At 70.0% G+C, this 26,421-nt stretch carries 33 protein-coding genes, 3 pseudogenes and 1 riboswitch; of the genes and pseudogenes, 17 read left to right on the top strand and 19 right to left on the bottom strand.

The annotated features are described in order from the left end of the window. The first annotated feature begins 11 nt into the window (after nucleotides 1-11). Nucleotides 12-341 carry a DHCW motif cupin fold protein gene (locus ABVF28_RS14900; protein WP_371031090.1) on the top strand — a complete coding sequence of 110 codons (330 nt, stop codon included), beginning with the start codon at nucleotides 12-14 and terminating at the stop codon, nucleotides 339-341. A 33-nt stretch (nucleotides 342-374) separates the two neighbouring features. Here the strand turns inward: ABVF28_RS14900 and ABVF28_RS14895 are convergent, their stop codons facing one another. After that, nucleotides 375-659 (bottom strand): hypothetical protein, encoded by a 285-nt coding sequence (locus tag ABVF28_RS14895; RefSeq protein WP_371031089.1) that lies wholly within the window; start codon nucleotides 657-659, stop codon nucleotides 375-377. 125 nt (nucleotides 660-784) lie between these two features. Here ABVF28_RS14895 and ABVF28_RS14890 point away from each other — a divergent pair, with 125 nt between their 5' ends. Next, a complete protein-coding gene (locus ABVF28_RS14890; RefSeq protein WP_371031088.1) occupies nucleotides 785-1,282 on the top strand; it encodes an SRPBCC family protein in 498 nt (165 codons plus the stop codon). Between the two features lie 20 nt (nucleotides 1,283-1,302). Here ABVF28_RS14890 and ABVF28_RS14885 read toward each other — a convergent pair whose 3' ends face one another. Continuing rightward, nucleotides 1,303-2,241 (bottom strand): LysR family transcriptional regulator ArgP, encoded by a 939-nt coding sequence (locus tag ABVF28_RS14885; RefSeq protein WP_371031087.1) that lies wholly within the window; start codon nucleotides 2,239-2,241, stop codon nucleotides 1,303-1,305. A gap of 70 nt (nucleotides 2,242-2,311) precedes the next feature. On the opposite strand from ABVF28_RS14885, the gene ABVF28_RS14880 reads away from it, so the two are divergent. The 3 genes from ABVF28_RS14880 (at nucleotide 2,312) to ABVF28_RS14870 (ending at nucleotide 3,657) form a co-directional block, all read left to right on the top strand. Next, nucleotides 2,312-2,926: a LysE/ArgO family amino acid transporter gene (locus ABVF28_RS14880; protein ID WP_179555887.1), complete on the top strand. Its 615-nt coding sequence runs from the start codon at nucleotides 2,312-2,314 to the stop codon at nucleotides 2,924-2,926. Between the two features lie 102 nt (nucleotides 2,927-3,028). After that, nucleotides 3,029-3,175 (top strand): hypothetical protein, encoded by a 147-nt coding sequence (locus ABVF28_RS14875; protein WP_167516425.1) that lies wholly within the window; start codon nucleotides 3,029-3,031, stop codon nucleotides 3,173-3,175. 176 nt (nucleotides 3,176-3,351) lie between these two features. Further along, a complete protein-coding gene (locus tag ABVF28_RS14870; protein WP_371031086.1) occupies nucleotides 3,352-3,657 on the top strand; it encodes a hypothetical protein in 306 nt (101 codons plus the stop codon). On the opposite strand, the pseudogene ABVF28_RS14865 reads toward ABVF28_RS14870, so the two are convergent. Together ABVF28_RS14865 and ABVF28_RS14860 are read right to left on the bottom strand one after the other, a co-directional pair. Continuing rightward, a pseudogene (locus ABVF28_RS14865) lies at nucleotides 3,654-4,088 on the bottom strand (winged helix-turn-helix domain-containing protein); the annotation flags it as partial. The gene ABVF28_RS14870 and the pseudogene ABVF28_RS14865 sit on opposite strands and share 4 nt — an antisense overlap. A gap of 35 nt (nucleotides 4,089-4,123) precedes the next feature. Then, nucleotides 4,124-4,681: pseudogene (locus ABVF28_RS14860) on the bottom strand (MFS transporter); the annotation flags it as partial. A gap of 22 nt (nucleotides 4,682-4,703) precedes the next feature. On the opposite strand from ABVF28_RS14860, the gene ABVF28_RS14855 reads away from it, so the two are divergent. Further along, the gene (locus ABVF28_RS14855; protein ID WP_371031085.1) at nucleotides 4,704-5,294 is read left to right on the top strand and encodes a TetR/AcrR family transcriptional regulator; all 591 of its coding nucleotides are present in this window, start codon (nucleotides 4,704-4,706) and stop codon (nucleotides 5,292-5,294) included. 14 nt (nucleotides 5,295-5,308) lie between these two features. On the opposite strand, the gene ABVF28_RS14850 is transcribed toward ABVF28_RS14855, so the two are convergent. Beyond that, nucleotides 5,309-5,935, bottom strand: coding sequence for a biotin transporter BioY (locus ABVF28_RS14850; protein ID WP_371031084.1), 627 nt, complete (start codon nucleotides 5,933-5,935; stop codon nucleotides 5,309-5,311). Nucleotides 5,936-6,004: 69 nt separating this feature from the next. Here ABVF28_RS14850 and ABVF28_RS14845 point away from each other — a divergent pair, with 69 nt between their 5' ends. Further along, entirely contained in the window at nucleotides 6,005-6,655 is a 651-nt protein-coding gene (locus tag ABVF28_RS14845) for a TetR family transcriptional regulator (protein WP_371031083.1), read from the top strand. On the opposite strand, the gene ABVF28_RS14840 is transcribed toward ABVF28_RS14845, so the two are convergent. Beyond that, nucleotides 6,652-7,299 (bottom strand): TrmH family RNA methyltransferase, encoded by a 648-nt coding sequence (locus ABVF28_RS14840; protein WP_371031082.1) that lies wholly within the window; start codon nucleotides 7,297-7,299, stop codon nucleotides 6,652-6,654. The two genes, ABVF28_RS14845 and ABVF28_RS14840, sit on opposite strands and share 4 nt — an antisense overlap. A 75-nt stretch (nucleotides 7,300-7,374) precedes the next feature. Here ABVF28_RS14840 and ABVF28_RS14835 point away from each other — a divergent pair. From ABVF28_RS14835 to ABVF28_RS14805, 7 genes and pseudogenes are all read left to right on the top strand, one after another. Continuing rightward, nucleotides 7,375-8,058, top strand: a pseudogene (locus ABVF28_RS14835) (NUDIX domain-containing protein); the annotation flags it as partial. 37 nt (nucleotides 8,059-8,095) lie between these two features. Next, a complete protein-coding gene (gene nadA / locus ABVF28_RS14830; RefSeq protein ID WP_371031081.1) occupies nucleotides 8,096-9,394 on the top strand; it encodes a quinolinate synthase NadA in 1,299 nt (432 codons plus the stop codon). A 1-nt stretch (nucleotide 9,395) separates the two neighbouring features. Continuing rightward, nucleotides 9,396-11,171 carry an L-aspartate oxidase gene (gene nadB / locus ABVF28_RS14825; RefSeq protein WP_371031080.1) on the top strand — a complete coding sequence of 592 codons (1,776 nt, stop codon included), beginning with the start codon at nucleotides 9,396-9,398 and terminating at the stop codon, nucleotides 11,169-11,171. Beyond that, nucleotides 11,171-12,058 carry a carboxylating nicotinate-nucleotide diphosphorylase gene (gene nadC / locus ABVF28_RS14820; protein WP_371031079.1) on the top strand — a complete coding sequence of 296 codons (888 nt, stop codon included), beginning with the start codon at nucleotides 11,171-11,173 and terminating at the stop codon, nucleotides 12,056-12,058. The genes nadB and nadC overlap by 1 nt, the downstream gene beginning before the upstream one ends. A 1-nt stretch (nucleotide 12,059) precedes the next feature. Then, a complete protein-coding gene (locus ABVF28_RS14815) occupies nucleotides 12,060-13,289 on the top strand; it encodes a cysteine desulfurase family protein (protein ID WP_371031078.1) in 1,230 nt (409 codons plus the stop codon). Next, nucleotides 13,286-13,426: a hypothetical protein gene (locus ABVF28_RS14810; protein ID WP_371031077.1), complete on the top strand. Its 141-nt coding sequence runs from the start codon at nucleotides 13,286-13,288 to the stop codon at nucleotides 13,424-13,426. Before ABVF28_RS14815 ends, ABVF28_RS14810 begins: the two co-directional genes overlap by 4 nt. Beyond that, nucleotides 13,427-13,582, top strand: coding sequence for a hypothetical protein (locus tag ABVF28_RS14805; protein WP_371031076.1), 156 nt, complete (start codon nucleotides 13,427-13,429; stop codon nucleotides 13,580-13,582). A gap of 86 nt (nucleotides 13,583-13,668) precedes the next feature. On the opposite strand, the gene ABVF28_RS14800 is transcribed toward ABVF28_RS14805, so the two are convergent. Continuing rightward, nucleotides 13,669-14,574 (bottom strand): site-specific DNA-methyltransferase, encoded by a 906-nt coding sequence (locus tag ABVF28_RS14800; RefSeq protein WP_371031109.1) that lies wholly within the window; start codon nucleotides 14,572-14,574, stop codon nucleotides 13,669-13,671. A 118-nt stretch (nucleotides 14,575-14,692) separates the two neighbouring features. On the opposite strand from ABVF28_RS14800, the gene ABVF28_RS14795 reads away from it, so the two are divergent. Then, nucleotides 14,693-15,271, top strand: coding sequence for a sugar O-acetyltransferase (locus ABVF28_RS14795; protein ID WP_371031075.1), 579 nt, complete (start codon nucleotides 14,693-14,695; stop codon nucleotides 15,269-15,271). Between the two features lie 17 nt (nucleotides 15,272-15,288). Next, nucleotides 15,289-15,963, top strand: a complete 675-nt coding sequence (locus ABVF28_RS14790) for a TMEM175 family protein (protein ID WP_371031074.1) — start codon at nucleotides 15,289-15,291, stop codon at nucleotides 15,961-15,963. A gap of 106 nt (nucleotides 15,964-16,069) precedes the next feature. Here the strand turns inward: ABVF28_RS14790 and ABVF28_RS14785 are convergent, their stop codons facing one another. The 12 genes from ABVF28_RS14785 to ABVF28_RS14730 all read right to left on the bottom strand — a co-directional run bounded on the left by ABVF28_RS14785 (nucleotide 16,070) and on the right by ABVF28_RS14730 (nucleotide 24,860). Then, complete coding sequence (locus tag ABVF28_RS14785; protein WP_371031073.1) at nucleotides 16,070-17,137, bottom strand: ABC transporter substrate-binding protein; 1,068 nt, start codon at nucleotides 17,135-17,137, stop codon at nucleotides 16,070-16,072. 28 nt (nucleotides 17,138-17,165) lie between these two features. Next, nucleotides 17,166-17,975, bottom strand: a complete 810-nt coding sequence (locus ABVF28_RS14780) for an ABC transporter permease (RefSeq protein WP_371031072.1) — start codon at nucleotides 17,973-17,975, stop codon at nucleotides 17,166-17,168. 101 nt (nucleotides 17,976-18,076) lie between these two features. Continuing rightward, a riboswitch (FMN riboswitch) is annotated at nucleotides 18,077-18,203 on the bottom strand. 75 nt (nucleotides 18,204-18,278) lie between these two features. Next, the gene (locus ABVF28_RS14775; protein ID WP_371031071.1) at nucleotides 18,279-18,476 is read right to left on the bottom strand and encodes a hypothetical protein; all 198 of its coding nucleotides are present in this window, start codon (nucleotides 18,474-18,476) and stop codon (nucleotides 18,279-18,281) included. A gap of 26 nt (nucleotides 18,477-18,502) precedes the next feature. Further along, a complete protein-coding gene (locus ABVF28_RS14770; RefSeq protein WP_371031070.1) occupies nucleotides 18,503-18,691 on the bottom strand; it encodes a hypothetical protein in 189 nt (62 codons plus the stop codon). A gap of 98 nt (nucleotides 18,692-18,789) precedes the next feature. Next, complete coding sequence (locus ABVF28_RS14765) at nucleotides 18,790-19,215, bottom strand: SRPBCC family protein (RefSeq protein WP_104310269.1); 426 nt, start codon at nucleotides 19,213-19,215, stop codon at nucleotides 18,790-18,792. A 39-nt stretch (nucleotides 19,216-19,254) separates the two neighbouring features. Continuing rightward, a complete protein-coding gene (locus ABVF28_RS14760) occupies nucleotides 19,255-19,797 on the bottom strand; it encodes a septum formation family protein (protein ID WP_371031069.1) in 543 nt (180 codons plus the stop codon). Between the two features lie 11 nt (nucleotides 19,798-19,808). After that, nucleotides 19,809-20,357, bottom strand: coding sequence for an orotate phosphoribosyltransferase (gene pyrE / locus ABVF28_RS14755; protein WP_371031068.1), 549 nt, complete (start codon nucleotides 20,355-20,357; stop codon nucleotides 19,809-19,811). A gap of 29 nt (nucleotides 20,358-20,386) precedes the next feature. Continuing rightward, nucleotides 20,387-20,590, bottom strand: coding sequence for a hypothetical protein (locus ABVF28_RS14750; RefSeq protein WP_371031067.1), 204 nt, complete (start codon nucleotides 20,588-20,590; stop codon nucleotides 20,387-20,389). 280 nt (nucleotides 20,591-20,870) lie between these two features. Further along, nucleotides 20,871-21,707 carry an alpha/beta fold hydrolase gene (locus ABVF28_RS14745; protein ID WP_371031066.1) on the bottom strand — a complete coding sequence of 279 codons (837 nt, stop codon included), beginning with the start codon at nucleotides 21,705-21,707 and terminating at the stop codon, nucleotides 20,871-20,873. 116 nt (nucleotides 21,708-21,823) lie between these two features. Next, nucleotides 21,824-22,900 carry a GNAT family N-acetyltransferase gene (locus ABVF28_RS14740; protein ID WP_371031065.1) on the bottom strand — a complete coding sequence of 359 codons (1,077 nt, stop codon included), beginning with the start codon at nucleotides 22,898-22,900 and terminating at the stop codon, nucleotides 21,824-21,826. Beyond that, a complete protein-coding gene (locus tag ABVF28_RS14735; protein ID WP_371031064.1) occupies nucleotides 22,897-23,997 on the bottom strand; it encodes an LLM class flavin-dependent oxidoreductase in 1,101 nt (366 codons plus the stop codon). The genes ABVF28_RS14740 and ABVF28_RS14735 overlap by 4 nt, the downstream gene beginning before the upstream one ends. Then, nucleotides 23,994-24,860 (bottom strand): DUF1684 domain-containing protein, encoded by an 867-nt coding sequence (locus ABVF28_RS14730; RefSeq protein ID WP_371031063.1) that lies wholly within the window; start codon nucleotides 24,858-24,860, stop codon nucleotides 23,994-23,996. Before ABVF28_RS14730 ends, ABVF28_RS14735 begins: the two co-directional genes overlap by 4 nt. 233 nt (nucleotides 24,861-25,093) lie before the next feature. Here ABVF28_RS14730 and ABVF28_RS14725 point away from each other — a divergent pair, with 233 nt between their 5' ends. After that, on the top strand, nucleotides 25,094-26,362 hold the full coding sequence (locus tag ABVF28_RS14725) for an ammonium transporter (protein WP_104310262.1): 1,269 nt from the start codon (nucleotides 25,094-25,096) through the stop codon (nucleotides 26,360-26,362). Nucleotides 26,363-26,421: the final 59 nt, after the last annotated feature.

The following is a 26,421-nucleotide window of genomic DNA, read 5'->3' as shown; positions in this document are numbered from 1 at the left end:
AGCGTCGAGCCATGGATCTTCTCGGGCACGCCTTCACCACCACCGACTGGGCCTCACTGGAGCCGACCGTCCACACGGGCACCACGGGCGAGGCGCGGTGGCGGACCCAGCAGATCGGTGACACTCGCATCCGGATGGTCGACTACTCGCCCGGCTACCTCGCCGACCACTGGTGCTCACGCGGACACGTGCTGTTCGTGCTCGACGGCACGCTGGAGACCGAGCTCGACGATGGCCGCCTGGTGACGCTGAGCGCTGGCCAGAGCTACCAGGTCGGGACCGACATGGAGGCCCACCGCTCGCGCACGGAGGCCGGCGCGCGGTTGTTCATCGTCGACTGATCGAAGACGACCGGGCCTGACCCGTGCGACTCGTCAAGCCCCGGCGCGGCGCGCGCCGCCCATGCCACCGGTGCCGTCGTCGTCAGGGTCCGGCGGCAACGTGCCATCGGCCGTCGCGGTCGCCGACGAGGCGTCGGAGAGCTTCCCGAACGCGAACACGTTCGCGAGCTTGCCCACAGCCGCGAGCACGTCGCCCTTCTCACCGGCCGGCTCCGCGCCCGACTTCTCCTCGCTGGCAGTCAGGTCCGCGGGGTCTCCGATCGGATCGCCCGGGATCGAGTCCCCGAGTCGCTCGTCGCTGTGCTGGTTGTCCTTCATGGTTGCTCCCGCCGTTTGCGTCCGTCAGCCACCAGGCAAGCACGTCATCCTCCGCGAACCTGACAAGACGGCGCATCCGTGAGCGCCTCCGCACGTTGCGGGATAGCCCCGTGTGACGATGGGGCATGCCCGTCGTCGAGTCCCGCTGCGTTGTCCCCGTCGACCCAGCGACAGCCTTCGCCGTGTCCCAGACGACCGGCGACGTGCGACTGCGATGGGACCCGTTCATCCGCCGCCAGCGCTTCCTCGACGGAGCCGAGCGGCCGGCGAAAGGGGTGCGCACCTTCACCGTGCACCGTCTCGGGTTCCGCATGATCAGCGAGTACGTCTCCTACAAGCCGCCGTCGAACGTCGGCATGAAGATGACACGAGGATCCTGGTTCTTCGAGCGACTCGGCGGGGGTTGGCGGTTCAGCCCCGCCGAGGACGAGTCCGGCGGCGGCAGACCCGCGACACTCGCCACCTGGCGGTACAACTTCGCCTGCAGGCCGAAATGGCTTGCCCCGCTCGCCGAGCGCATCGGCGGGGCGATCCTGCAACGCGACATCGGCCGTCGCATCCGCGGATTCGCCCGAGGATGCGCGGACCCGGTGGTGCTCGCGGCGGTCGCAGCGGGCCGCTGACGTGGGCTGCCCGTGTGGCGTCAGATGGATGCCCGTAGGGCCACGCGTGCGGCGGCGGACACGGTTGCCGCCGTCCGCCCGAGCGCTTGCGTGTGCAGCTGCCACTGCTGCCAGAACAGGGGCACGTCGACCCAGCCCCGCGGGTCGATCCGCACCAACGAAGGTTCGTCCTCGAGTTGTTGCTCCGGGACGAGCCCCCAGCCGAAGCCGAGGCGGATGGCCGTGACGAAGTCGGCGGACGACGGCACGTAATGGCAGGGCGGGCTTCCGGGGTCGACCCCCACGGCCTGCAGGTAGCGGTCCTGCAGCGTGTCGGCTCGGTCGAAGACCACGACCGGGGCGCCATGCAGGGCATCCGTAAGCGTCTCCCCTGGAACCTCGAACCAGCGAGCGGCGAAGCCGGGAGACGCCATGGGCACGTAGCGCATGGCGCCGAGCAGCACCGAGGTGCAGCCCTGGACGGGCGCCGGGTCGGCGGTGATGGCCGCCGTCACCGTTCCTCGCCGGAGCAGTTCCGTGGTCTGCGTCTCGTCGGCCCGTCGCAGCTCGAACGCGATCTCGTCGGCGAGCGGCGCGATCGCGGGCAGCAACCACGTGGCGAGCGAGTCAGCGTTGACGGCGATGGGGAGGCGCTCGAGGGCGGGTCTCGCGTGATCCGCTCCCGTGCCGGTTCCGGGACCGGCCCCCACGCGGCCGAGGATGCTCGATGCCTCCCGTCCGAGCGCCTCGAGCTGCCTGGCGAGGCGCAGCAGCACCTCACCGGACTCGGTCGGCGCGACGGGTTTGCTGCGCTGCAGCAGCACCCGGCCCGTCTCGCTCTCGAGCGCCTTGATGCGCTGGCTGATCGCGGACGGGGTCACGCGCAGTTCGCGGGCGGCGGCTTCGAAGGTGCCCGTCTCGACGGCGGCGCGGAGCGCGGCGAGACGTTGGGGGTCGAACGCGGACGCAGCGATTGGCATGAAGCAATGCTAATGATTGCGAAGGAAAATGGGCTGGACCCGGATATTCAACGCGCCATATCGTCGCGGCATGACCCTGGACCTGCTCACCCCTCTCGCCGGCTTCGGCTTCGGCCTGTCGCTCATCGTCGCGATCGGCGCGCAGAACGCGTTCGTGCTTCGGCAGGGGCTCCTCCGGAAGCACGTGCTCGCCGTCGTCGCCGTCTGCGCGCTCTCCGACGCGCTCCTGATCCTGCTCGGCGTGGGCGGAGCCGGCATCGTCTTCACCGCGCTCCCCTGGCTGACCACCGTCGTGCGCATCGCTGGGGCAGCGTTCCTGCTCGGCTACGCGCTGCTCGCGGCCCGCCGGGCGATGACGCCGAAGGCGATGGATGCGGACAGCCCGGCGGCATCCTCTGCCCTGCTCCCGACCGTGCTCACGTGCCTCGCGCTCACCTGGCTGAACCCGCACGTGTACCTCGACACCGTGGTGCTGCTCGGGTCGGTCGCGAACACGCACGGCGAGGCGCGCTGGCTGTTCGGTGCGGGCGCGGCTGTCGGAAGCGTCGTCTGGTTCGCCGCCCTCGGCTACGGGGCGCGCCTCCTGCAGCCGGTGTTCGCGAAGCCCGTCGCCTGGCGTGTCCTCGACGCCATCATCGCCGTCGTCATGGTCGGCATCGCGGCGTCGCTGCTGCTTGGGCTGTGAGGAACGTCTGGTTCGCCTCGCCCGAGCGGATGCGGAAAACCCTTCAGCGTCGGACGCTATCGTCGCCTCAAGTCAGAGCAGACCCCGAACGGAAGGCCCACGATGAGCGACCAGAACATCTCCCACGACAGCGACGGCGACGAGAAGCCGAACGGCCTCGGCGAAGACGGCACGATCCCCGACTCCGATGACGGGGTCGCGGTCGGCTACGACCCGGACGCCTCCACGTTCGAGCCGGAAGAGGACTGACCTCCGAGCCACGCAGCGCAGATGCGAGAGGGCCGGGCACGTCGCACGACGTCCCGGCCCTTCTGTCTGCGCGGGCGCCTGACGCGGGCACGCCTACCCCGGGACCCTCAGCGACTCACGGCCTCCGCACACGCACAATTGCGCGCGCACCCAGGACGAGACCGCAAGCTCGCACGATGAGCCATCAGATGCACGACAGCGAAGACAGCCTCCCCGAGAGCGACCAGCTCGAGAAGGACACGAGCTACTCCCCCGGCAGCGAGACGGAGACGCAGGAGAAGCAGGAGACGAGCACCGAGCGCGTGGATGAGGTCGACGGCCACGTCGACCACGACATCGACGCCGACCAGGTGAACGTGCGCCCCGGCACGGGCGGCCCGGACGACGTGGGCGACATCGATGTCGACGTGGATGACATCAACTTCCCGAGCGCCGAGGAGGCGAGCCGGGCAGCCCCCTTGGACGACGCTGCGACGAACTAAGCGACGCCGTCCGGCTGGAGCACGAGCCGGTACCCCATGCCCGCCTCCGTCAGCAGGTGCCGCGGCGACGACGGCACCGGCTCGAGCTTCCTGCGCAGCTGCGACAGGTACAGCCTCAGATAGCCGGTGTCGTTGACATGCTCCGACCCCCAGATGCTGGTGAGCAGCATCTGCCGGGTCACGAGACGCCCGGCGTTGCGCACGAGCAGCTCCAGCACCTGCCACTCCGTGGGAGTGAGGCGCACGTGCGTCGACTCCCCGCCGACCGTGCGAAGGACGCTCTTCGCCGCCAGATCGACGGACACGTCGCCGAACACGACGACCGGCTCACCGCCAGCCTGTGGGACTCGGCGCGACAACGCTCGGATGCGCGCGAGCAGTTCGTCGCTCGACCCGACGACGGCAGCACCGTCGAGGGCAGCGCGGTCGACGTGAGCACGGCGAACGCGGAGAGGAACGTGACGACCGCCGCGGCCGCCCATGCCAGGCGCCAGTCGGGCAGCAGGAGCAACGCGAGTGCTCCTGCCAGCACGAGGCCCGGTCCGGTGCCCGCGTTGACGACGACCTGGAGGCGTTGCCCGCGGTCTCCGCTCACGGCCCGCCTGAGGAGCTCGACCAGGGCGGGGGACGCGAGGCCGGCCCCGGCTGAGCTGACGATGGCGAAAGCGGCGAAGCCCTCGACCTGTGACGCGACTGCCATGCCGAGGGCCCCGCCACCGGCCGTCGACGCCGCGCCTGCCACGAGGATGCGCGGAATGCGGCCTGCCAGGAAGAACCCCACGATCGCGGCAGCGCAGTACATCGCGGACGCGCCGCCCGAGACCACGCCGGCCATCGAGGCGTCGAGGCCGAGCTCGACCTCCACATCCGGCAGGTAGAGCCCGTACGCGAGGCGCACGAGGCCGTAGCAGGCGGCGATCAGGCCGACGCCGCCCACCACGAGGAGCCGCTGCGAGCGCCGCTGCCGGGTGCCCTGCCCCCGGCTCTGCTGGACGATATCCCCAAACGAAAACGTACGTTTCATATTTTGAGCTTAGGGTGTGTACATGAGCATCCGCACATCGAGCGCGACGAAGCTCCTCGATGCCGCCGAGGAGCTGTTCTTCACGCGGGGCATCCACGCGACCCCGGTGGATGCCGTCATCGAGCGCGCGGGCGTGTCGGCGGCGACCATGTACCGCGGGTATGCGAGCAAGGAGTCACTCCTGGCGGCGACGCTGGCTCGTCGGCACGCGGAGTGGCTCGTGGCCTGGGATGCGGCGATCGCCCGCCAGGACTCGTGGGAGGGACGCGTCCTCGCCGTGTTCGACGCCCTCGACACGTTCCGCGAACATCCCGTGCGCGCCCAGTGGTGCGCGTTCCTCGGCTCTGCCGCCGAGTACGCAGACGCACCGGCGGAGGTGCGCGCGGCCGTCGACACCGACACCGATTCGCTGCGACGGCGACTCACTGCATTCATTACCGACGACGCGCTGAACGCGACCAGCCGCGATCGAGAGCTCGCCGACGAGCTGCTGCTGGTCGTCTCCGGCGACCTCGCGATGCGACTCCGCGACCCGGGACACACAACCGCATCAGCCCGGCGCATCGCGACGGCACTCCTCCGCGAGCACGCCGCCGCGGACTCAGACGCCTAGCGATCCACCGGTGCTCAGCGCTTGAGCAGCTTCCAGGCGGAGGGCAGCAGGGCACTCACGGCCGCGATCTTGATGGCGTCGCCGATGAGGAACGGCACGACCCCGAGCGCGAGGGCGGTGCCGAGGTCCACGCCGAGCGAGACGGCGAGCCAGGGGACGCCGGCCGCGTAGACGAGGAGCGTCCCGAGCACCGAGGCACCGACGGTGGAGAGGACGTGGCGGTCAGCTCGGCGACGGGCGAGCGCCCCGACGGCGACCGCGGCGAGCACGTAGCCGACGATGTAGCCGAACGACGGGAACAGGACCCCGGATGCGCCGTCGGCGAAGATCGGCGCCCCCAGCGCACCGAGCGCGAGGTACAGGCCAGCACTCGCGGCGGCACGGACGGGGCCGAGGGAAGCCCCGGTCAGCAGCACCGCGAAGGTCGCGAGGGAGACGGGCACGGGCGTGAACGGCAGCGGGATGACGATGAAGCCGGCGGCGATGAGGAAGAGGGTGCCACCCAGCACGAGCGCGGCGTTCCGGAGAGCCCCGCCTCGAGCGCGGGCATGGGTGCCGGCCCCGGCCACGAGGTCAGCAAGAACACGGGGCACGGCGCGGCCGGCGGGACGCCCGGCGGCGGTGATCGAATCGGCACTCATAGGGGGTGGGACCTTTCTCTGGAACTTCCTGAACGGTGTTCAGTGAACAGTGTTCAGTAGATTAGCGGCATGACACCCCGCGGTCCAGCCGGAGGCTCCGGCCTCGAGAAGCTCAGCCGGACAGAGATCGTCACGACCGCCCTCGAGGTGCTCGACGAGCACGGCCTGCCGAATCTCTCGATGCGACGCATCAGCGACTACCTCGAGGTGCAGCCGAGCGCGCTCTACTGGCACTTCCCCAACAAGCAGTCGCTGCTCGCGGCCGTGAGCGACCGCATCCTGCATCCCCTCACCGCCGAGACGTGGCTGCCCCCAGGGGCCGGGGTCGAGCCCGGCATCCGCCAGACCCGCACCCTCGCGATACAGCTCCGCACAGCGCTCCTCTCCCGCAGGGATGGCGCCGAACTCGTCTCGAGCTCATTCGCGCTCGACCTGCTGACGGTCGACCTCGTGCGGATGACCTCCAGCGCCGCGCACAGCGACTTCACCCTCGGCGATGCAGGCAGCCGCACCTGTGCGGACGCGGTCGTACACTACACGATCGGGCAGGTCTTCCACGAGCAGCAGCAGGCGCACGCCGCCGCCGTCGGCGCCGTCCAAGCCCGCACCCCTGATCCGCTCAGCCGGCAGGACCCCACGGATCGCTTCACGGCAGGCCTGGATCTGATCCTCGCCGGCGCCGCGGGACTGGCGACGGACGAGACGACCACCGCCCCTTAGGCGAAGTCGACGTGCTGCAGCACCCACGTGTGCATCGCGACGGCCGCCGCAGCTGAGGCGTTGATCGAGCGGGTCGAGCCGAACTGGGAGATCTCGAGCACCGCATCCGAGACCTCGACCGCCTCCTCCGAGACCCCTGGCCCCTCCTGCCCGAAGAGCAGCACGCACCGTTCCGGCAGCTCGTAGGTCTCGATGGGCACGCAGCCGGGCACGTTGTCGATGGCGATGACCGGCATCTCCTCGCTCCGCGCCCAGTCGATGAACGCTGCGACGGTCTCGTGGTGGACGACATGCTGGTAGCGGTCCGTGACCATCGCGCCGCGCTTGTTCCAGCGACGCTTGCCCACGATGTGAACGGTGTCGGCCGCGAAGGCGTTGGCACTGCGCACGATCGAGCCGATGTTCATGTCGTGCTGCCAGTTCTCGATGGCGACGTGGAAGGCGTGGCGCTTCGTGTCGAGATCGGCGACGATCGCATCCATCGACCAGTACCGGTAGCGGTCGATGACGTTGCGCCGGTCGCCGTTCTCGAGCAGCTCCGCGTCATACCAGGGCCCCTCCGGCCACGCGCCGCGACCACCAGGCCAGGGGCCGACCCCGTGCGGGGCGTCGTCTTCGCTGCCGAACTGCTGCTGATCGCTCACCGCCACAGCCTAGGCGTGCGTGGCGTACACTGCACTTAGAGTCGAACTGACTCTAAGTCAGAGAGGAGGTGGGGGATGCCATCCGACAACGCGACCCTCGCCGTCTCCACGGTGATCTTCGCGCTGCGCCCGTCACCTCCCACGTCGCACCGCGCTCCCGCACCCACGATCTGGGTGCCGCTGGTACGACGGCAGCGGCAGCCGTTCATCGACCTCCTCGCCCTGCCAGGCGGGCCGCTCGGCGACGAAGACCTCGCCGCCGCCGCGTCACGCACCCTCTTCGAGACGATGCGACTCGCCCCCAAATACCTCGAGCAGCTCTACGCCTTCGGCGATGCCGACCGCGTCTTCGGGGCCGACCCGCGGGTCGTGTCCGTCGTCTACTGGGCGCTCGTCGGCAACGAGGAAGCGAGCTCGGCGCGCCTCGGCGACAACGTCCGCTGGCACCCCGTCGACGACCTCCCACCCCTCGCCTTCGACCACCGCCGCATCATCGACTACGCCCTCTGGCGGCTGCGGAACAAGGTCGAGTACAGCTCCATCGCGCACAGCTTCCTCGGCGAATCCTTCACCATCGCCCAGCTCCGCGAGGTCTACGAAGCCGTCCTCGACCGCCCCATCGACGTCGCCAACTTCCGCCGCGACATGCTCGCCTCGAAGTCGCTCGCCGAGACCGGCGAGACCCTCGCCGGCACCAGGCACCGACCCCCGAAGCTCTACAGGTACATCGAGGCCCCAGCCCCGTCCGAGCAGAGCCCCCTCCTCACGACCTCCCCCGCCGCGAAGGGCAGCCCCCATGACCACAACCGCCTCAGTGCACACCACGATCACGCGCATCCAGACCGGGAAGCAGGCCGGCGAGAGCTGCTCGCCGGAGCTCGTGAAGTCGCCGTGGGCGTTCGACCTGCAAGCGCCGTCCTACGGGCCTGGGGCGTCAATGGCCGACCGACTCCCGCCGACGGCGCCAAGGCAGGAGCTCCTGCCCGAGGAGTACCGGACCGCGACTGACGCGGAGATCCACGCCCGCATCCTCGCCGCCAAGGCGACCCTCGGGGACCGCGTCGTGACCCTCGGCCACTTCTACCAGCGCGACGAGGTCGTGCAGTACGCCGACTTCATCGGCGACTCCTTCCAGCTCGCCAACGCCGCGAAAGCGAAGCCGGAGGCAGAGGCCATCGTGTTCTGCGGCGTGCACTTCATGGCCGAGACGGCCGACATCGTGTCCGGCCCCGAGCAGGCGGTGATCCTCCCGAACCTCGCCGCCGGATGCTCGATGGCAGACATGGCCGACAGCGACTCAGTCGAAGAGTGCTGGGAGCAGCTCGCCGACCTCTACGGGACGGAACCGGACGCCGCTGGGCGCGTGCCCGTCATCCCCGTCACCTACATGAACTCCTCCGCCGAGCTCAAGGCGTTCTGCGGGCGCAACGGGGGCATCGTCTGCACCTCCTCCAACGCCGAGACCGTGCTGCAGTGGGCCTTCGAGCGTGGGCAGCGGGTGCTGTTCTTCCCCGACCAGCACCTCGGCCGCAACACCGCGAAGGCCATGGGCGTGACGATCGAGGAGATGCCGCTCTGGAACTCGCGCCGCCCCCTCGGCGGCCAGACCTCCGAGACGCTCGACGCCGCCAAGGTGATCCTCTGGAACGGCTTCTGCTCCGTGCACAAGCGCTTCACCGTCGCCCAGATCGAGAAGGCCCGCGCCGAGTACCCGGAGGTGCGCGTCATCGTGCACCCGGAGTGCCCCATCGCGATCGTCGACGCCGCCGACGAGTACGGCTCCACCGACTACATCACGAAGGCCATCGCAGCTGCCCCCGACGGCTCGGTCTTCGCGATCGGCACCGAGATCAACCTCGTCCAGCGCCTCGCCGCCGAGTACCCCCAGCACACGATCTTCTGCCTCGACCCGGTCGTGTGCCCGTGCTCGACGATGTACCGCATCCACCCCAGCTACATCGCCTGGGTGCTCGAGGGACTCGTGGCCGGCGAGGTGCGCAACCAGATCAGCGTGCCGGCGAGTGTCGCCGAGCCTGCCAGGGTCGCGGTCGAGCGGATGCTCGCGGCCCGGCCGGACACGACGATGGCGTCCTGAGATGGATGCGGGCGCTGATGCTCGGCGCGCGGACGCTCGGCTGCGGGTGCTGGTCATCGGCAGCGGCATCGCGGGTCTGACCACAGCGTTGGCGGCGGTCGCCGACGGGCACGACGTGGTGGTCGCCACGAAGGCGACGCTCGGCAATACGGCCACCTCGCATGCTCAGGGCGGAATCGCGGCAGTGCTCGCGGCTGGTGCTGATGCGAGCGCTGGTGACAGCGTCGAGTCGCACGTGCGCGACACGCTCGCGGCTGGCGCGGGGCTCGGCGACCGGCGCGCGATCGAGGTGCTGTGCGGCTCGGCGGATGCGCGCATCCGCGACCTGGTCGCCCTCGGCGCGCGCTTCGACGCTGGCACGAGTGGTGCCCTTGCGCGCGGGCTCGAGGCCGCGCACTCGCATCCGCGCATCCTGCACGCCTTCGGAGACGGCACCGGTCTCGAGATCCAGCGAGCGCTGAACGACGCCGCCCGCGCGGCGGCCGAACGCGGCGAGCTCCGGTTGCTGGAGCACACCTTCCTCGTGGACCTCGCCGTGAGCACCGCAGCAGACGACGTCGATCCAGCAGCCACGCGTGTGGTCGGCGCGTGGCTGCTCGGCCCGGATGACAGAACGCCCGGCTTCTTCGAGGCCGACGGGGTTGTGCTCGCGACCGGCGGCGCCGGGCAGCTCTTCGCGCACACGAGCAACCCCGAGGTCGCGACGGGCGACGGCATCGCAGCCGCCGCGCGGGCCGGAGCTGAGATCGCCGACCTGGAGTTCGTGCAATTCCACCCGACCGTGCTCGCCGGATCCGGAGGTGCGCTCATCTCCGAGGCGGTGCGCGGCGAGGGCGCCCTGCTGCTCAACGACGCGGGTGAGCGGTTCCTGGTCGGCGTGCACCCCGACGCCGAGCTCGCCCCGCGAGACGTCGTGGCGCGCGGCATCGCCGACGAGATGGCGAAGCAGGGCGGGCGGCCAGTGCGGCTCGACGCGCGGCACCTGGGCCGGGGCTTCCTCGAGCACCGGTTCCCGAGCATCACGGCCCGCCTCGACGAGGCCGGGCTCGACTGGTCGCGCGAGACGGTGCCCGTCACGCCCGCGGCGCACTACCTGATGGGCGGCGTCGTCACCGACCTGCTCGGGCGGACGAGCATCCCCGGCCTCTACGCCGCGGGCGAGACCGCCCGCACGGGCGTGCACGGCGCGAACCGGCTCGCGTCGAACTCGCTCCTCGAGGGCGCCGTCTTCGGGCACCGCGTCGCGGAGGCGCTCCGCGAGCAGGCGCCGCACGACCAGGCCCGACTTGACCGCGCCTCGGACGTCGCGGTCTCCCCCATCCCTGACCAACTTCAGTGCAAAAACACCTCGATTCGAGCGCTTCGGGTGATTTCGGGCCGAAATCGCACTGATGTTGGACACCGAACGGCGAGCGGACGCGCTCCCGCATTCTCGCGGGCGGCACTGCAGACGCTGATGTGGGCGTCCGCGGGCCTGCATCGCAGCGGCCCCGCACTCGACGACGCCGCGCGGACCCTCGCGGCCTGGGCCGCTGACCGAGACGCGGCCGGACCGGACTCGTCGGTCGCCGCGCGCGAGGACACAAATCTGCTCACGCTCGCCCAGCTCACCGTGGCGGCTGCCCGGGCCCGCGGCGAGTCGGCGGGCGCGCACTTCCGAGCTGACCGTCCCAGCGCCCTCGAGCCTCACGCCCAGGCGCCGCCCTTGTCCCCGAGCCTGTTCCCACACCCACACCCACGCCCACTCCCTCTCAAGCCGAAGGCCATGGCGCACTGATGCTCACTCCTGCCCACATGATGACCACCGTGAGCGCCGCCCTGCTCGAGGACGCCCCCTGGGGTGACATCACGGCCTCGACGCTCATCCCGCACGACGCCACCGCGAGCGCCACCCTCGTCGCGCGCGAGGCGGGTGTGCTGTCGGGGATGGAGGTGTTCGCGGCGGCCTTCCGGCTGACGGACGCGCGCATCCAGGTCGATCTGCACGCCGACGACGGTGACGAGTTCGCCCCAGGGGATGTGCTGGCGGCCGTCGCGGGACCCGCGCGTTCGGTGCTCACGGCGGAACGGGTGGCGTTGAACTTCGCGCAGCGCATGAGCGGCATCGCGACGCTCACTCGCAGCTACGTCGACGCGGTCGCGCACACGTCGGCGCGCATCACGGACACGCGCAAGACGACGCCGGGACTGCGCGCCTTCGAGCGGCACGCCGTCGCGAACGGTGGAGGCCGCAACCACCGCTTCTCGCTGTCGGACGCGGTGATGGCGAAGGACAATCACCTCGCCGTGCTCCTGCAGCAGTCCGGCCTCGGGTTGACGCAAGCGCTGCGGGCGGCGAAGGACAAGCTGGGCCACACGACGCACTTCGAGGTGGAGGTCGACCGGCTCGACCAGGTCGCTCCGGTGCTCGCGGCCGGGGTGGACACGATCATGCTCGACAACTTCTCGCTGGCTGAGCTGCGCGAGGGCGTCGCGCTCATCAACGGGCGGGCGGTCGTCGAGGCGAGTGGCGGAGTGAACCTCGACACGGTCGCGGCGATCGCGGAGACGGGCGTCGACGTCATCTCGGTCGGCGCCCTCACCCACAGCGCGCGGGCCATCGACCTGGGCCTCGACATGGCGCTCGAGGCCGCGGCCGCGCCCACACCTGAGGCCGGGCACTGACGTGCTCTACCTCGATGCGGCCGCGACGTCCCCGGTCCTGGAGGAGGCGCTCGCCGCGGCCTGGCCGTTCCTGACAGCGTCGTTCGGCAACCCGTCGAGCACGCACGGGCTCGGCGAGCAGGCTTCTGCGGCCCTCGCCGACGCTCACAAGGCGGTGGCCGGTGTCCTCGGCTGCCGGACCGCCGAGGTGGTCTTCACGTCGGGTGGTACCGAGGCGAACAACCTCGCGATCAAGGGCATCGCCCTGGGGGCTCCACGCGGGCGGCACCTCGTGACGAGCCGCCTCGAGCACGAGTCCGTGCTCGCATCCGCCGACTACCTCGCGCGTCTCCACGGTTTCGAGGTGACGTTCGTCGACGTGGATGCGTCTGGCCTGGTCAGCGAGGAATCGCTCGCCTCGGCCCTCCGCGAGGACACGACCCTCGTGTCGCTCGCAACGGCGAACAACGAGGTCGGCACGGTGCAGGACATCACCGCGCTGGCCGCCGTCTCCCACGCCCGCGGCGTGCCGTTCCACACCGACGCCATCCAGGCGGCCAGCTCGCTCGACGTGTCCTTGACCGCGACGGGCGTGGATGCGGTGAGCCTCTCGGGTCACAAGCTCGGCGCCCCGAAGGGCGTCGGCGTGCTCGCGGTGCGCTCGCGGCTGCCGCTCGAGCCCCTCATCCACGGCGGCGGGCAGGAGCGAGGGCGCCGCTCCGGCACGGAGAATGTGGCGTTCGCGGTGGCGTTCGCCGTCGCGCTGCGGCTCGCCGATGCTGACCGGCGTGCGGAAGCCGAGCAGCGGCCGCCTGCGAGCACCCGTGACCTGCCCGCGCGCCCACGAGACGCGTTCGTCGCCGACGTGCTCGCGCGCATCCCGGATGCACGGCTCACGGGCCACGCATCGGATCGCCTCCCCCGCCACGCGTCGTTTGTGCTGCCGGGGGTGAACGGCGAGACGGTGCTGCTGGAGCTCGAGCGGCGAGGCGTGCTCGCGTCGGCGGGGGCGGCCTGCGCGGCGGGGCACGACGAGCCGTCGCACGTGCTGCTCGCGTTGGGGATCCCCGAGGACGACGCCCGCACCGCCCTGCGGTTCACGTGGGGAGCATCCACCACCTCGGACGACCTCGGCGGCGTCGCCGAAACCCTGGCTGCCGTGCACGAGACGGTCACCGCCCTGAGCCGCTCGGCCACGCTGCACGAGGGTGTGGCGTTGCAGCACTCGCGCGACCGCGGAGGAACGGCATGACCTACGGACACGCCCCGGCCGGCCAGCCGGCTCTTGACGAGCCCTACTACGGGGCTCCGTTCCCTGAGGCCATCACTCGCTTCGTCAAGAAGACATTCGTGTACCGCGGCCGCGCGAGCCGCAGCGCGTACTGGTGAGTGGCGCTCGCCCTCGCGGGAGTCACGATCGTCTTCAACGCGATCGCCATGGGCTTGGACTTCAGCAGCGGCTCGACCCGCACCTGGGTTGTGATCGGCGGCGGCCTGTTCGGCCTACAACGCACCGAACCAGTACCCGCCAGCGCCGCAGTCTGACCCGTACTCAACGGACCCCGGCCAGACACGCTAGCCCCGCACACCGGGCCAACCTGCCAGGCTCAACGGCGCAACAACTCGGCGGCTCAGCGGTTTCGCTTGGCGCGCTTCGGTGCGGCCGACAGCAGGCGCGAGCCGTCTTTCGTGAGCTTGCGGTACTCGACGCCCTCCGGGCCGAGGCGCCCGCGCATCGTGCGCAGCGCATCCACTGAGGCGTCGACGGTCACGACCCTGCGGCCGCACTCCCGGGCGACGGCTGCCGTCGTGCCGGAGCCGCCGAAGAAGTCGGCCACCCAGTCGCCCTCGCGGCTGGATGCGCGGATCATGCGCCGCAGCAGCCCGGCGGGTTTCTGCGTCGCGTAGCCGGTGCGCTCCTTGCCGGTCGGCGACACGATCGTGTGCCACCACACGTCGGTCGGCAGCTTGCCGCGCTCGCGCTTCGCCTCGGTCACGAGGCCGGGTGCCATGTAGGGTTCCCGGTCGACCTCGGCGGCGTCGAAGTGGTACCGCTTCGGGTTCTTCACGTAGACGAGGATCGTGTCGTGCTTCGCTGGCCAGCGCTTCGAGGTGCGCGCCCCGTAGTCGTAGGCCCAGATGATCTCGTTGAGGAACTTGTCGCGCCCGACGAGCGCGTCGAGCACGACCTTCGCGTAGTGCGACTCCCGGAAGTCGAGGTGCAGGTAGAGGGTGCCGGTCTCGTCGAGCAGCCGCCATGCCTCCACGAGGCGCGGTTCGAGGAAGCCCCAGTAGTCGGCGAACTCGTCGTTGAACGCGGACAGCTCGCCGAGGGTGTGCTCGTAGCTGCGGCCCTGGAAGCCGGTGCGGGTCAGCGGGGTGGATGCGAGCGCCTCGCCGAGTTCGGCGGCCTCGACGGCTTCCTCAGCCGGGGACTGCCGCTTCACCTTGATCGACTGGCGCTTCTGCTGCTTGCCGGTGTTGAAGGGCGGGTCGAGGTAGATGACCTGGAAGGCGCCGTCGGGGAGGCGGCGCATGGCGTCGAGGTTGTCGCCGTGCACCACGAGGTCGGGGCCGGCGGCGTTCCACAGCGAGGTCACCTGTCGAGATTAACGTGCCTCTGCGGTGTGAGGGCGCAGGCTAGGGTCTTGTGGCATGACGGTGAACTTCGACGACGGCCGCACGATGAAGCAGCGGATGCTCGCCGGTGAGCTGTATCTCGCGGACGATCCCGAGTTGACGGCCGGCGCGGAGCGCGCGGTGCGGCTGCAGGCCGAGTACAACGCGACGTTCCCGGTTGACGGGGAGCGCGCGTCCGAGATCCTCGCGGAGCTCATCGGCAGCCTCGGCGAGGGGGTAGCTGTGAAGGCGCCCCTGTACGTCGACTACGGCTCGAACATCACGATCGGCGCTGGCACGTTCGTGAATGTGGGTCTCGTCGCCCTCGACGTGACGCCGATCACGATCGGGGCGCACTGCCAGATCGGGCCGAACGTGCAGCTGCTGACGCCGACGCATCCGCTCGACCCGGAGCCTCGACGCGCGGGCTACGAGGCGGGCGAGCCGATCACGCTCGGCGACAACGTCTGGCTCGGCGGGGGCGTCATCGTCTGCCCCAGCGTCACGATCGGCGAGAACACGGTCGTGGGTGCCGGAGCCGTCGTCACGAAGGATCTGCCGTCGAACGTCGTCGCCGTCGGCAACCCGGCGAAGGTCATCCGCACCCTCGATTAGCACGGAGCATCCCCCACATGGCTTCACGCAGCTACGCACGCGGCACCATCGAGTTCGACCGTGGGCTGACGTTCTTCGATGCCATCTACGCGGTGGCCATCACGATCCTCATCGTTGGCATCGAACCCCCGACGGCCGATCACTGGGCGAGCTGGGATGCGCTCGCCGGTTCGGGTGTGCTGGGCCAGTTGCTGGCATTCACGATCAGCTTCTTCGTGATCGCGAACTTCTGGAAAATCAACCACCGGCTCATGGGCCAGGTCTCGGCGCTTGACGGCGCGCTGCTGAACGCCAACATCATCGCGATGTTCTTCATCGTCGTGCTGCCGTTCTCGACCGCTGCCATGAGCGAGTCGACGCTCGACATGCAGCCGCTGCCTGTGGTCGTGTACGCGGTGACGATCATCTGCGCGTCTCTCGCGCAGCACATGATCTGGGTCGTCGCCGTGCGCCGCGGGCTCACCGAGAACTCGGCCGCCGCCCGCCGACGCTCGGCCTTCACGTTCGTCGTTCCCGCCGTGTTCGCGCTCTCGATCCCGGTCGCGTTCGCGTTCGGCCCGGATCCGGCCCGCTACAGCTGGCTGGTCCTGCTCCTGACCGGGCCCGTCACGTCCGCCATCCAGAAGCGGATGGCGGGACGTGACGGTGAGCTGGACGACGAGGCCCAGCCCGACGGCGCGGCGGCGGTGTAAGCGTGAGCTAGATGCACCCTTCTACCGGCAGGACGATGTATCTGGCTCACTCATGCGGCCGGGGAGAGCAGGACCGGGAGCCGAACCGCTGCGCGCCAAGTGCCTCCTAGCCCTGCGGCACGTACGCGTTCGTGAAGGCGTCACCCTCGAGCGGCTTCTCGAGCAGGTCCTGCTCGCTCATGAACGTCGCCATCGTGGCCCACACCTCGGCGTCGTTCGTGAAGAGCGGCTGCCCGTCCTGTGCGGACAGGAACGGGATGGTCGCCTCGAGGGTCGCGAGCGCGTCGCTCTTCGCCTCGTCGGTGTAGAGGGTCGGGATGTACTCGGCGGCGATGTCGATCGACTCGTCCGGGTTGTCGATCACGTACTGCGTCGCGAGGGCCAGCGCTTCGAGCACGGGCGTGATCGTGGCGTCATCGCCCTCGATGATCGAGTCTGCGACCCCGAGGGACGGGCCGACGAGGGTCGGCGCGTCCGCCGGCGCGATCTCGATGGTGCGCACCGGGAAGCCGGCCTTCTCGAACTGCACCGCGTCGTTGTTGACGTACCCCATGACCCCGTCGACGGCGCCGGTGGTGAGCGCCGCCTGTTGCGTGTAGCCGATGTGCTCGATCTTCACGTCGTCCGCCGTGAGCCCGTTGCTCTGCAGCAGCGACAGCAGCGCGAAGTACGTCTGCCCGTAGGGGCCGGGCGTGCCGATCGTCTTGCCGCGCGCATCCGCTGCCGTCTTGATGTCGGAGTCCTCCGGCACAATGAGCGTCGCCGGGTACGTGTTGTAGAGCGTCGCGACCGAGGTGACCGGGATGTCTGCGGCACGGGCCTGCGTGATCTCGTCGCCGCCCGCGTACACGAAGTCCTCGGTGCCGTTCGCGAGGGCCCCGAAGAGGTCCTCGCCCTCGCCATGGTGGCGCAGCTCGACATCGACGCCCTCATCCTCGAAGAAGCCCTTCGCCTCGGCCACGTAGAACGGCACGAACTGGATGTTCGGGGTGTACGTGAGGCCGATGGTGGCGGCTCCCGCAGGCTCGGCCGTCACGTCTGTGGCGTTGCCATCGGGGGAGATCGAGCATCCGGCGAGCACGGCCATGGCCGCCGCAGCACCCGCAGCGACCAGGGAGCGCAGTACCCGAGGGCCGCGAGCAGCGCGGCCTGCGGTGGTGAGGTGAAGGTTCATGAGCGTCTCCTGGTCGAGATGGGCAGGGTCAGGCGGGGAGGGGTTCGTCGGCGAGCACGCGGGCTCGTCGCTTCGTCTTGGGCTCGTCGTCGTTCCAGGTGACGGCGTTCTGGAACAGGCGCATGAGGATGTACAGCGCGACGGCCAGCACGACGAGCATGAGGAGCGTGGAGAAGATGCCCGGGATGTCGTTGGCGTCGCGGTTGAGGGTGAGGAGCATCCCGAGGCCCCGGCCGCCCATCGTGAACTCGCCGACGACGGCACCCGTGATCGACAGCGTCACGCCGGCACGGATTCCGGCGAGCACGCTCGGCAGGGCCAGCGGGGCCTCGACCCACCACAGCAGCTGGTACCAGTTGGCGCCGTCGATGCGGCCGGCCTCGATGACGTCCTGCGGGAGCTGCCGCACCCCGAGCACCGTGGTGACGATCATCGGGAAGAACGACATGATGGCGCACAGCACGACCGTGGGCGCGAGGCCGTAGCCGATCCACAGCACGAGCAGCGGGGCCAGCGCGATGGCCGGCACGGCCTGCGACGCGGCGACGTACGGGGTGATCGCGACGTCGACCCAGGGCAGGCGCGCGATGAGGTAGCCGAGCGGGACAGCGACGAGGATCGCGAGGAGGCTGCCGAGCAGGGCCGCGGACAGCGTCACCCAGGCGTGGGAGAGCATGGGGCCCTGCGTCACGTCGAGCCAGAAGCGCTCGGCGAGCTGTCCCGGCGCGGGGAGGAACTGCGGCGAGATGAGACCGGCGGCCGTGACGGCCCACCACACAGCGAGCACCGCGACCGCCACCGAGATCGGTGCGGAGATGCGTGCTGACGTCGTGTTCATCTACCCGGCTTTCGTGGAAAGCTCCGGGGATGACGAGGCGCGTGGGTTCGCCGTACAGGTCAGCGGATTCCACGAGCTGACGGTACGCCGAGGCGTGCCGTCACGTGCACCTCCCTTCCGGACTTTCACCGTCGGTTCCGGAATTTCACCAGATCAGCCACTCCCTTGCGGGAGCAGGTCGCGGACTATAACCGCCGGCTCGGAATTACACCGACCCCGGAGCACGTGGACTCTGCTGTCAGCGTACGACAGGTCCCTGCGAAGCGCGACCTCGTGACGCTCCGCGTCAAGCGAACAGCGGGGTCAGGCCTCAGTCGAGTGGTCGCCCCGCGCGACCTTGATGGCGTAGTCGACGGGGCTGTCCGGCGCGTCGACGCCCTCAGCGGAGTCCGGCTTGTCGTCGATGACCGTGTCCGAGTCGACAGCGTCCGGCTCTGCGGGCTCGAGGCCGTTCCGGTCGGGCATCGTGCTCAGGTTCGAGAACTCGTTGGTGTCGCTCATGATTCCTCCGTCTCGGCTGCGGTCGTTCAGCGGTTGATGTCGTCGTCGAGGCCCGCGTCTTCGATGGCCTGCTCCTCAGGGTCGGGCGGCGGCAGGACGTCGGGCTGCTGGGCTGGGGACTCGGCTCCGGCGGCACCTGGCGCACCTGGGCCGGGCTCGAAGGCGGCGGGCACCTCGCGCTGTTCGTGGGGGCGGGGGATGAATGGTTCTGCCATGGACATGCGTCCATCGTGGGCAGATGGCGCTCGGCCCTTCAAGGGTCTTCAGCGGAGGCTCACCGGGCTATCCGCTCCCGCCCAGCTTCCCGCACGCGCTATTGCGCGGCCTGCGCCTCCGCACTCTTCTTCGCGTTGCGGAGCTCGCTGGCGATGGCGGCAGCGGCGATGGGCTTCGCGAGGCCGAGGCGCTCGGCGATGCCGCCGGCGTCGAACTCGGCGTCGACGGTCACGCGGGTGCTCGCTGGCGTGATCGCCTCGGTGCGCACCTCGGCGGCGAAGGACGCGCGCCCCTCGACCGACTCCCAGCGCAGGCGCTCACCCGGCTCGTTGACGACGACCCTCGCGTCGATGGACCGACGCTGGCCGACGAGCTCCACATCCCACCGGATGAGGTCGGGGCCGAGCACCTCGACGTGCTTCACGATGCTGAGCACGCTGGGGAGCGACTCCGGCTCCGCGTACAGGCTGAACAGCACGTCGACGGGCACATCGATGTCGATGGATTCACTCACGAAGGTCATGCGATCAGGGTAGTCGTCGCGCCCTGGGCTGCCGCCGGACTACTCGCTGGCAGTGAGCGAGCCAGTCGTGGATGCTCCCGGTGTGGAGGCGAAGCAGCGGTAGCTGCGGTGCCCTGCGTCCCAGTCGTCCTGGCTCAGCGGGTAGCTGGCCTCGATGACGAGTCCGGGGACGGTCGCCGCGACGGTCGTGTCGAGGACGTCCGTCGCCTGGCAGGTGATCTGGGCGCGGTCGCGCAGCGCTTCCTCGCCCGGGTACTCGTCGCTCTCGGAGAGGGGTGTCGCCTCGACTTCGGCGAGCAGCTGTCCGGAGTGCTCGAGGGCGCAGTCGACGACCTCGAAGCGTGGCTCCCACGCCGACACGAAGTCCTGGATGCACTGGCCAGGCTCGAGCAGGGAGGCATCGACGCCGGCGAGCGGCACCGTCGTCGTGGGCGGGCCGGCAGTCTCTTCTGGCGGCACGGTCCCGTCGCCGAACGGCTGGAGCCAGACTCCGAGCGCAACCCCGCCGAGGACGAGCGCGCCGAGCAGCGCCGCCAGCACGCCGCGGTTGCGGCGCCCAGCAGCTCCGCGGATGTTGGTCACGCCGCGAGCGCCTAGGCGAGGCCCAGGTCTTCGAGGTCGATGGCGGCACGGTACGGGTAGCCCGCGGCCTCGATGATGCCCTGCGCTTCCGTGGCGCGGTCGACGATGACGGCGACGCCGACGACGTTCGCTCCGACCTTCTCGAGGGCCTCGATGGCCTTCAGCGGCGAGCCGCCCGTCGTGGAGGTGTCCTCGAGCACGACGACCCGCTTGCCCTTCAGATCGGGTCCCTCGACCTGGCGGCCGCGGCCGTGGTCCTTCGGCTCCTTGCGCACGACGAACGCGTCGACGACCTTGCCCTGCGCGAGCCCCTGGTGCATGACGGCGCTCGCGAGCGGGTCGGCGCCCATCGTGAGGCCACCCACAGCATCCACGGGCCCGAACTCCTCGATGAGGTCGAGCAGCACGCGGCCCATGAGGGGAGACGCGCGGTGGTCGAGGCTCAGCTTGCGCAGGTCGATGTAGTACGTCGCCTTCTTCCCGCTCGTGAGGGTGAAGTCACCGTGGAACACGGCTTCGTCGCGGATGAGTTCGATGAGGGCGTCGCGGTCTGTCGTCACAGGCCAAGCCTAATCGCCCGCCGCGCCCGTCAGTGCGCGGCGATGGCGTCCGCGATCGTGGCCCTGGGATGCGCGCGGCGCCACTCCAGGAGGGCGGCACCCGTCGGCAGGCCGTGGGCGTCGCGGCTCGGGCTCCCGCCGCCGCTGGGTGCCGCGGCAGGGCGGGCGCCTTCCACTGCGGTTGACGCGGTCGCGTCGAGTTCGCTGGTTTCAATCACGCTGTTCGTCTTCATCACGCCTCCTCCGGCCGGCGCCTGCCTGGCCTTCGTCGTCTCGGGATGCTTCGGTTCTGCGGGTCGATCTGCCTCCAGATCATCAAGGCGGTTGTCATCCTGTCAACGTGAGGCCGGTGGCATCGGGCTGCAATCCGTGGCCTCCGCGATTGTCAGCGAACTCTGCGTCGCCCGGAACGACGGGGATCTGGGCGCTTCCGCGTCGGGCGCAGGCTGGCCAGCTGTGAGCTCCCGCACAAGTCCGGTCACCCCTGCGAGCCGGTCGTCAGGGGACACGCGGTCAGCGGCTGAGGAACTCCAGCACGACCCGGTTCCACTCTTCGGCGTGACTGACGTTGACGCCGTGGGGCGCATCCGCCACGACGTGCAGCTCCGAATCGGCGATGGCCTCATGCGTGCGCAGGCCCGAACCCTCGAACGGGACGGTCGCGTCGCTATCGCCGTGGATGACGAGCGTCGGCACCTTCACCGCCTGCAGGTCGTCGCGGAAGTCGGTGTTCGCGAACGCCGCCATGGCCTGCAGTGCGGCTGGCTTGAACGCCTGCTCCGTGAGCTCGACAGCTGCCCGCCGCTCGGCCTCGGAGACGACGAGGGTGCCGTCGACCGAGTAGAACGTGGTGATGAAGTCGTCGTAGAACGACTCCTGGTTCGCGGTGAGCGCCGCCGTCATCTTCGCGGCTTCCCCCGCTTCGAGGGGGCCGTCGGGGTTGGCGGGCGTCTTCAGCAGGTACGGCGGCACGGCGGATGCGAAGACGACGCTGTGCACGCGCTCGTCACCGAACTTGGCGAGGTAGCGTGCGACCTCGCCGCCTCCCATGGAGAACCCGACGAGCGTCACGTCGCGCAGGTTGAGGGCCTCGAGGACGGCCTGCAGGTCGTCCGCGAAGTCGTCGTAGCTGTATCCGGTCAGCGGTTTGTCGCTGCGGCCGAAGCCGCGGCGGTCGTAGGTCACCACGCGGTGGCCGGCCGCCTCGAATGCCGGCACCTGGTGATTCCAGGCTTTGCCCGAGAGGGGCCAGCCGTGGATGAGCACAACAGGGCGGCCAGTCCCGCCCGTGTCGTCGACGTGGAGCTTCGTGTCGGTGAGCAGGCCGTGGTGAGCGAGGATCTCAGTCATTGGTTGCCTTCCCGCGCCGCGCTCTGCGACGCTTCCACCATCATTCGGAACCGACCTCCGCGTCGGATCGGTGGCTCCTGGGCAACGTCCAGACTCGCGCGGGGCGGCTCGCTAGGTCACACGTCGATCGAGAACGCGAGCAGCTGGAACGGCGCGCGGCCGTCACCCGGATCGACGGTGCGCACGCGCGACTCGAGGATCGAGAACCCGAGGCGCTCGTACAGCCGGTGGGCGCGCACCATCTGCGGTCCGCTGTTCATGACGACTCGACGGAGTCCGCGCAGCCGTGCGAGCTCGATCACGAGCGTCGTGAGCGCGGCCCCGACACCGCGCCCGCGGGCACCCGGGTCGACCGCGAGCAGCCGGAAGTCGAGCTCGTCATCACGCTGCGGCAGCGACGTGAGGTGCTCCCCCGGCTTCGGCGTCGCGACGGACCCGAGCAGCTCGCCGCTCTGCGCATCCACCGCCACCCACACCTGGTGGGCCGCCGCTCGCTCGCCGACGGAGACGATGTCGTCGCGGTAGTTGCCGGAGATGGTGTACTCGAGCTCGTAGGCGCGCAGCGACAGCTCGGCGACGGCGTCGACCTCGCTGGGCCGCACGAGCCGCACGACGACGCCCGGGGCGGGTTGCAGCTGCAGCCGGTAGTCGACGTGCGGGATGCGTCCCTCGGTTTCGTCGGACTGGCGCGGCTCGTTGGTGCGCCGGTACCCGAGGCCCTCGTAGAGCGCCTGCGCCCCGAAGTTGCGGTCTCCCGTGTCGAGCACAAGCGCGGATGCGCCCCAGCCGAGGGCGGTCTCGCTCGTCGCGAGCATGAGGCGCCTCGCGACGCCGAGCCGCTGGGCGGTGGGCGAGACGGCCAGGAGCCGCACCTCGGCCTCGTCGGCGACCGCCAGCCGCGACGGGCCCGTGCCCGCCCGGGCGATGCTGAGCGTGCCGACGATCTCGCTGGCCTGCTCGACCAGACGCTCCGCCACGAGCACGCTGCCCGCCGCGGCCCGGCCTTCGACGTCCTGCACGAAGCGCCGCCGCTCCTCGCCGACGGGCAGATGCCCGTATGGGCCGGCGGCGAAGGCAGCCTCGCTGACCCTGACCACCTCCGGCCAGTCCGCTGGCTGCGCTTCGCGAACCCGCAGTGGGGCGGGTGGCGTCGCGTGTGCATCCTGGGTCGCGACGGGTGCAGTCCGCGTCATGCGGCGGATGCTCCAACGGGCTCTGCACTGCAGGCCCGACCGAGCTGCGCGTCGCCGTCGCCCCAGAGCGTCGTGGGGAACTCCTCGCGGAGCGCGGGGATGACGGCCGTCGCGAAGTACTCGAGCTGCTCGAGCTGCTGCTCGTGCGGGAGCGTCGTCGGCAGGCTGATCGACTGCAGGTCGTGGCCGAAGGCTCCGTGGAAGCGTCCGATCTTGTCGATCACCTGCTGCGGGCTGCCGACCAGCGCTGGTCCCTCGGCGATGGCGTGGTCGATGTCGCGGAAGACGGAGTTGTTGCCAGGCACGTTCGTCGCGGCGACGAGCGCCTCGTAGACGGGGCCGTACTGCTCCTTCGCCGCCTGGCTGGTCTCCGCGATGAACAGAGATCCGGCCCCGGCGCCCACGTACGCCGTGTTCGGGTCGTGCCCGTGTCGCTCGAACTCGTCGCGGTAGTGGCGCACGAGCACCTCGTAGTTGCGCAGCGGCTGGATGGCGTTCGCCGAGAAGAGCGGGTCGCCCCACTTCGCGGCGAGGGCAGCAGAGGCGAGCGTGGTCGCCGAGCCGTGCCAGACGCGGGGCGGTCCGGCGTAGGGCCGCGGCAGGGTCGTGACCTTCGTGAGGGGTCGCGTGAACTCGGTGCCAGGCCAGTCGAGCTCAGTCTCGCGCCACAGCTGCCGTAGGAGCGCGTACTTCTCAGCGAGCAGCTCCCACTGGTCGTCGATCTCGAGGCCGAACAGCGGGAACTGGGCGACCTCGTTGCCCTTGCCGATCGTGATCTCCAGGCGTCCGCGGGAGAGCTGGTCGATGGTGGCGAAGTCCTCGGCCACCCGAACGGGGTCGAGGATCGACAGCACCGTCACCCCCGTCTGCAGGCGGATGGTCGACGTCTGCGCGGCGATGGCCCCCAGGAGCACACTCGGCGACGACGACAGGAAGCGGCCGGCGTGGCGCTCCCCCACCGAGAAGGCGTCGAAGCCGAGTTCCTCAGCCCTGCGCGCGAACTCGAGCGTCTCGTGGAGGCGCTCCGACGGTGTCAGCTGCTCCCCCGTGACCGGGTTCGCGACGTACGGGACGATGTCGAGGACCTGGAACTTCACGCGGGCTCACTCCCCGCGTCGTCGCCGGCCTTGGACAGCGGCGTCTTCTCGCCAGCTTCGATGCCCACCGGCAGCCGGTTCTCGGCGGGAGGCAGCGGGCACGTCGCGAAGACCGTGTACGCGCACGGCAGGTTCACGGCGCGGTTGAAGTCGACCGTGACGCGGCCGTCCGCATCCGGAGCCGAGACCGAGAGGGCGCGGTTCGCGGCGTACGTCGTGAGCCCGCTCGTCGCATCCGTGAACAGCACGAGCAGCGAGCCGGCCTCGTGGCCGTTGAAGGCCGTGAGCGAGAACCGCTCGCCTCGCAGCTCGAAGGTGACCTTGCCAGGTGAGGAGTACACGTGCTCGAGCCCCTCGACGGCCGCGCCGACCGTGACGTCGCGGGGCTCGTCGAACGCCTCGAAGCTGCCCTCGGCGCGCCAGCGCAGGTTGGGCAGGTACGTGGGGGTGCCCGAGTAGGAGGCCAGATAGTCGTAGTCGGGGTCGCGGGGGCGCACGATCGTGAACCCGCCGCGCTTGGCGATCTCGATGAGCACCTTCCCAGCGCGGGCGCTGACCCCGTCGCGCTCGGCGATGCACGGGAAGCGGTGAAGGCGCGGACCCTGCAGCAGCAGCCCGTCGGCCTCGAGGGTCTCGCCGTCTGCGAGGTCGACAACCGCCTGACCATCCTCAAGCGACCAGGCACCTGGGATGCCCTCGATGGCCTGCGGTTCCTCCGAGAGGAACGTGAGGCTCGTCACTGCGAGGAATCCGTGGCCGTCGGCGCGACGCCGCTCGTGCTCGACGTGCCACGCCTCCCAGTCTCGGTTGAACTGGGCGCGATCGACGGATGCGTCTTGGACGAGGAAGGCCGAGGTGCTCATGCGGGGATGGTAGGCAGACCCCGCCCGCAACCGTAAGACGGCGACTACGCCGGACTACTCAGGGCGTCACATAGCGCAAGGCGAGACCGCGGTTCGTGCGACACCGCGGAAACACGCCGGACATGAACTTCATTCGTTCGCGTAACACCACGGCCTCACAGGCGAAACAGCCTGAGCGCAAGCTGAGTGCACCCCGACGCCCACGGCGTCCCCTTGCAGAGAGGTCTACAACGATGGATCAAGGAAATACCGCATTCATCCTCTTCGCGGCGGCGCTCGTGCTGCTGATGACACCTGGACTCGCCTTCTTCTACGGCGGCCTCGTGAAGGCGAAGAGCGTGATCAGCATGATGATGATGAGCTTCGGCGCGATCGGCCTGATAGGCGTGCTGTGGGTGCTCTACGGCTACTCGATCGCCTTCCCGGCAGCTGACGGCCTGAGCCCGCTCTTCGCGATCGACCCGTCCGCGATGGGGCTCTCCAGCCTCCTCGAGGTCCCGGAAGACGCCGCCTACCCGCCGCTCGCGTTCGCCGCCTTCCAGGCGACCTTCGCGATCATCACCGTCGCCCTCGTGTCCGGCGCCATCGCCGACCGCGCGAAGTTCGGTTCGTGGATGATCTTCGCCGGCATCTGGGCGACCGTCGTCTACTTCCCCGTCGCCAGCTGGGTCTTCAACTTCGGGCTCGCCGACGACGGCTCCTTCGCCTACGGCGGCTGGATCACCTACGGGCTGCAGGAGACGTTCGGCGTCGGCGTCATCGACTTCGCCGGTGGCACGGCAGTGCACATCTGCGCCGGTGCGGCGGCCCTCGCCCTCGCCCTCGTCCTCGGGCGTCGCGTCGGCTTCGGCAAGGGAGCGCACGTCCCACACAACCCGCCCTTCGTCCTCCTGGGCGCAGGCCTCCTCTGGTTCGGCTGGTTCGGCTTCAACGCCGGCTCCGAGCTCGCCGCTGACGGCGTCGCCGCCCTCGCCGTCGTCAACACCATCGCGGCCCCCGCGGCGGCGCTCCTCGCCTGGCTCGTCGTCGAGAAGATCCGCGACGGCAAGCCAACCTCGGTCGGTGCCGCGTCCGGTGCCGTCGCCGGTCTCGTCGCCATCACCCCGGCCTGCGCATCCCTCGACCCGGTCTGGGCGATCCTCCTCGGCGTCATCGCCGGTGCGGTCTGCGCCCTCGCGATCGACTTCAAGTTCAAGCTGGGCCTCGACGACTCGCTCGACGTGGTCGGCATCCACCTCGTCGGCGGCCTCATCGGAACCCTCTACCTGGGCTTCTTCGCCAACGGAACCGGCCTCTTCCTCGGCGGTGACGGCACGCAGCTCCTCGTGCAGGCCATCGCAGCCTTCGCGGTCATGGCCTACTCCTTCGTCGGCGCGTTCATCATCGGGTTCGTCATCCACAAGACGATCGGCTTCCGCGTGAAGGACGAGGACGAGATCGCAGGCCTCGACACCGTCTCGCACGGTGAGGCCGGCTACGTGCTCGAGGATGCCCGCGTCTAGCATCCGCCCCGCACGACGAGCATCCGCTCACTGACCATGAAGGTGGCGGCACAGTCTGC

Source organism: Pseudoclavibacter sp. JSM 162008, from assembly GCF_041366455.1.
Taxonomy (GTDB): domain Bacteria; phylum Actinomycetota; class Actinomycetes; order Actinomycetales; family Microbacteriaceae; genus Pseudoclavibacter.
The sequence above is the reverse complement of the archived record's forward strand: the minus strand, read 5'-3'. Positions and strand labels throughout refer to the sequence as shown.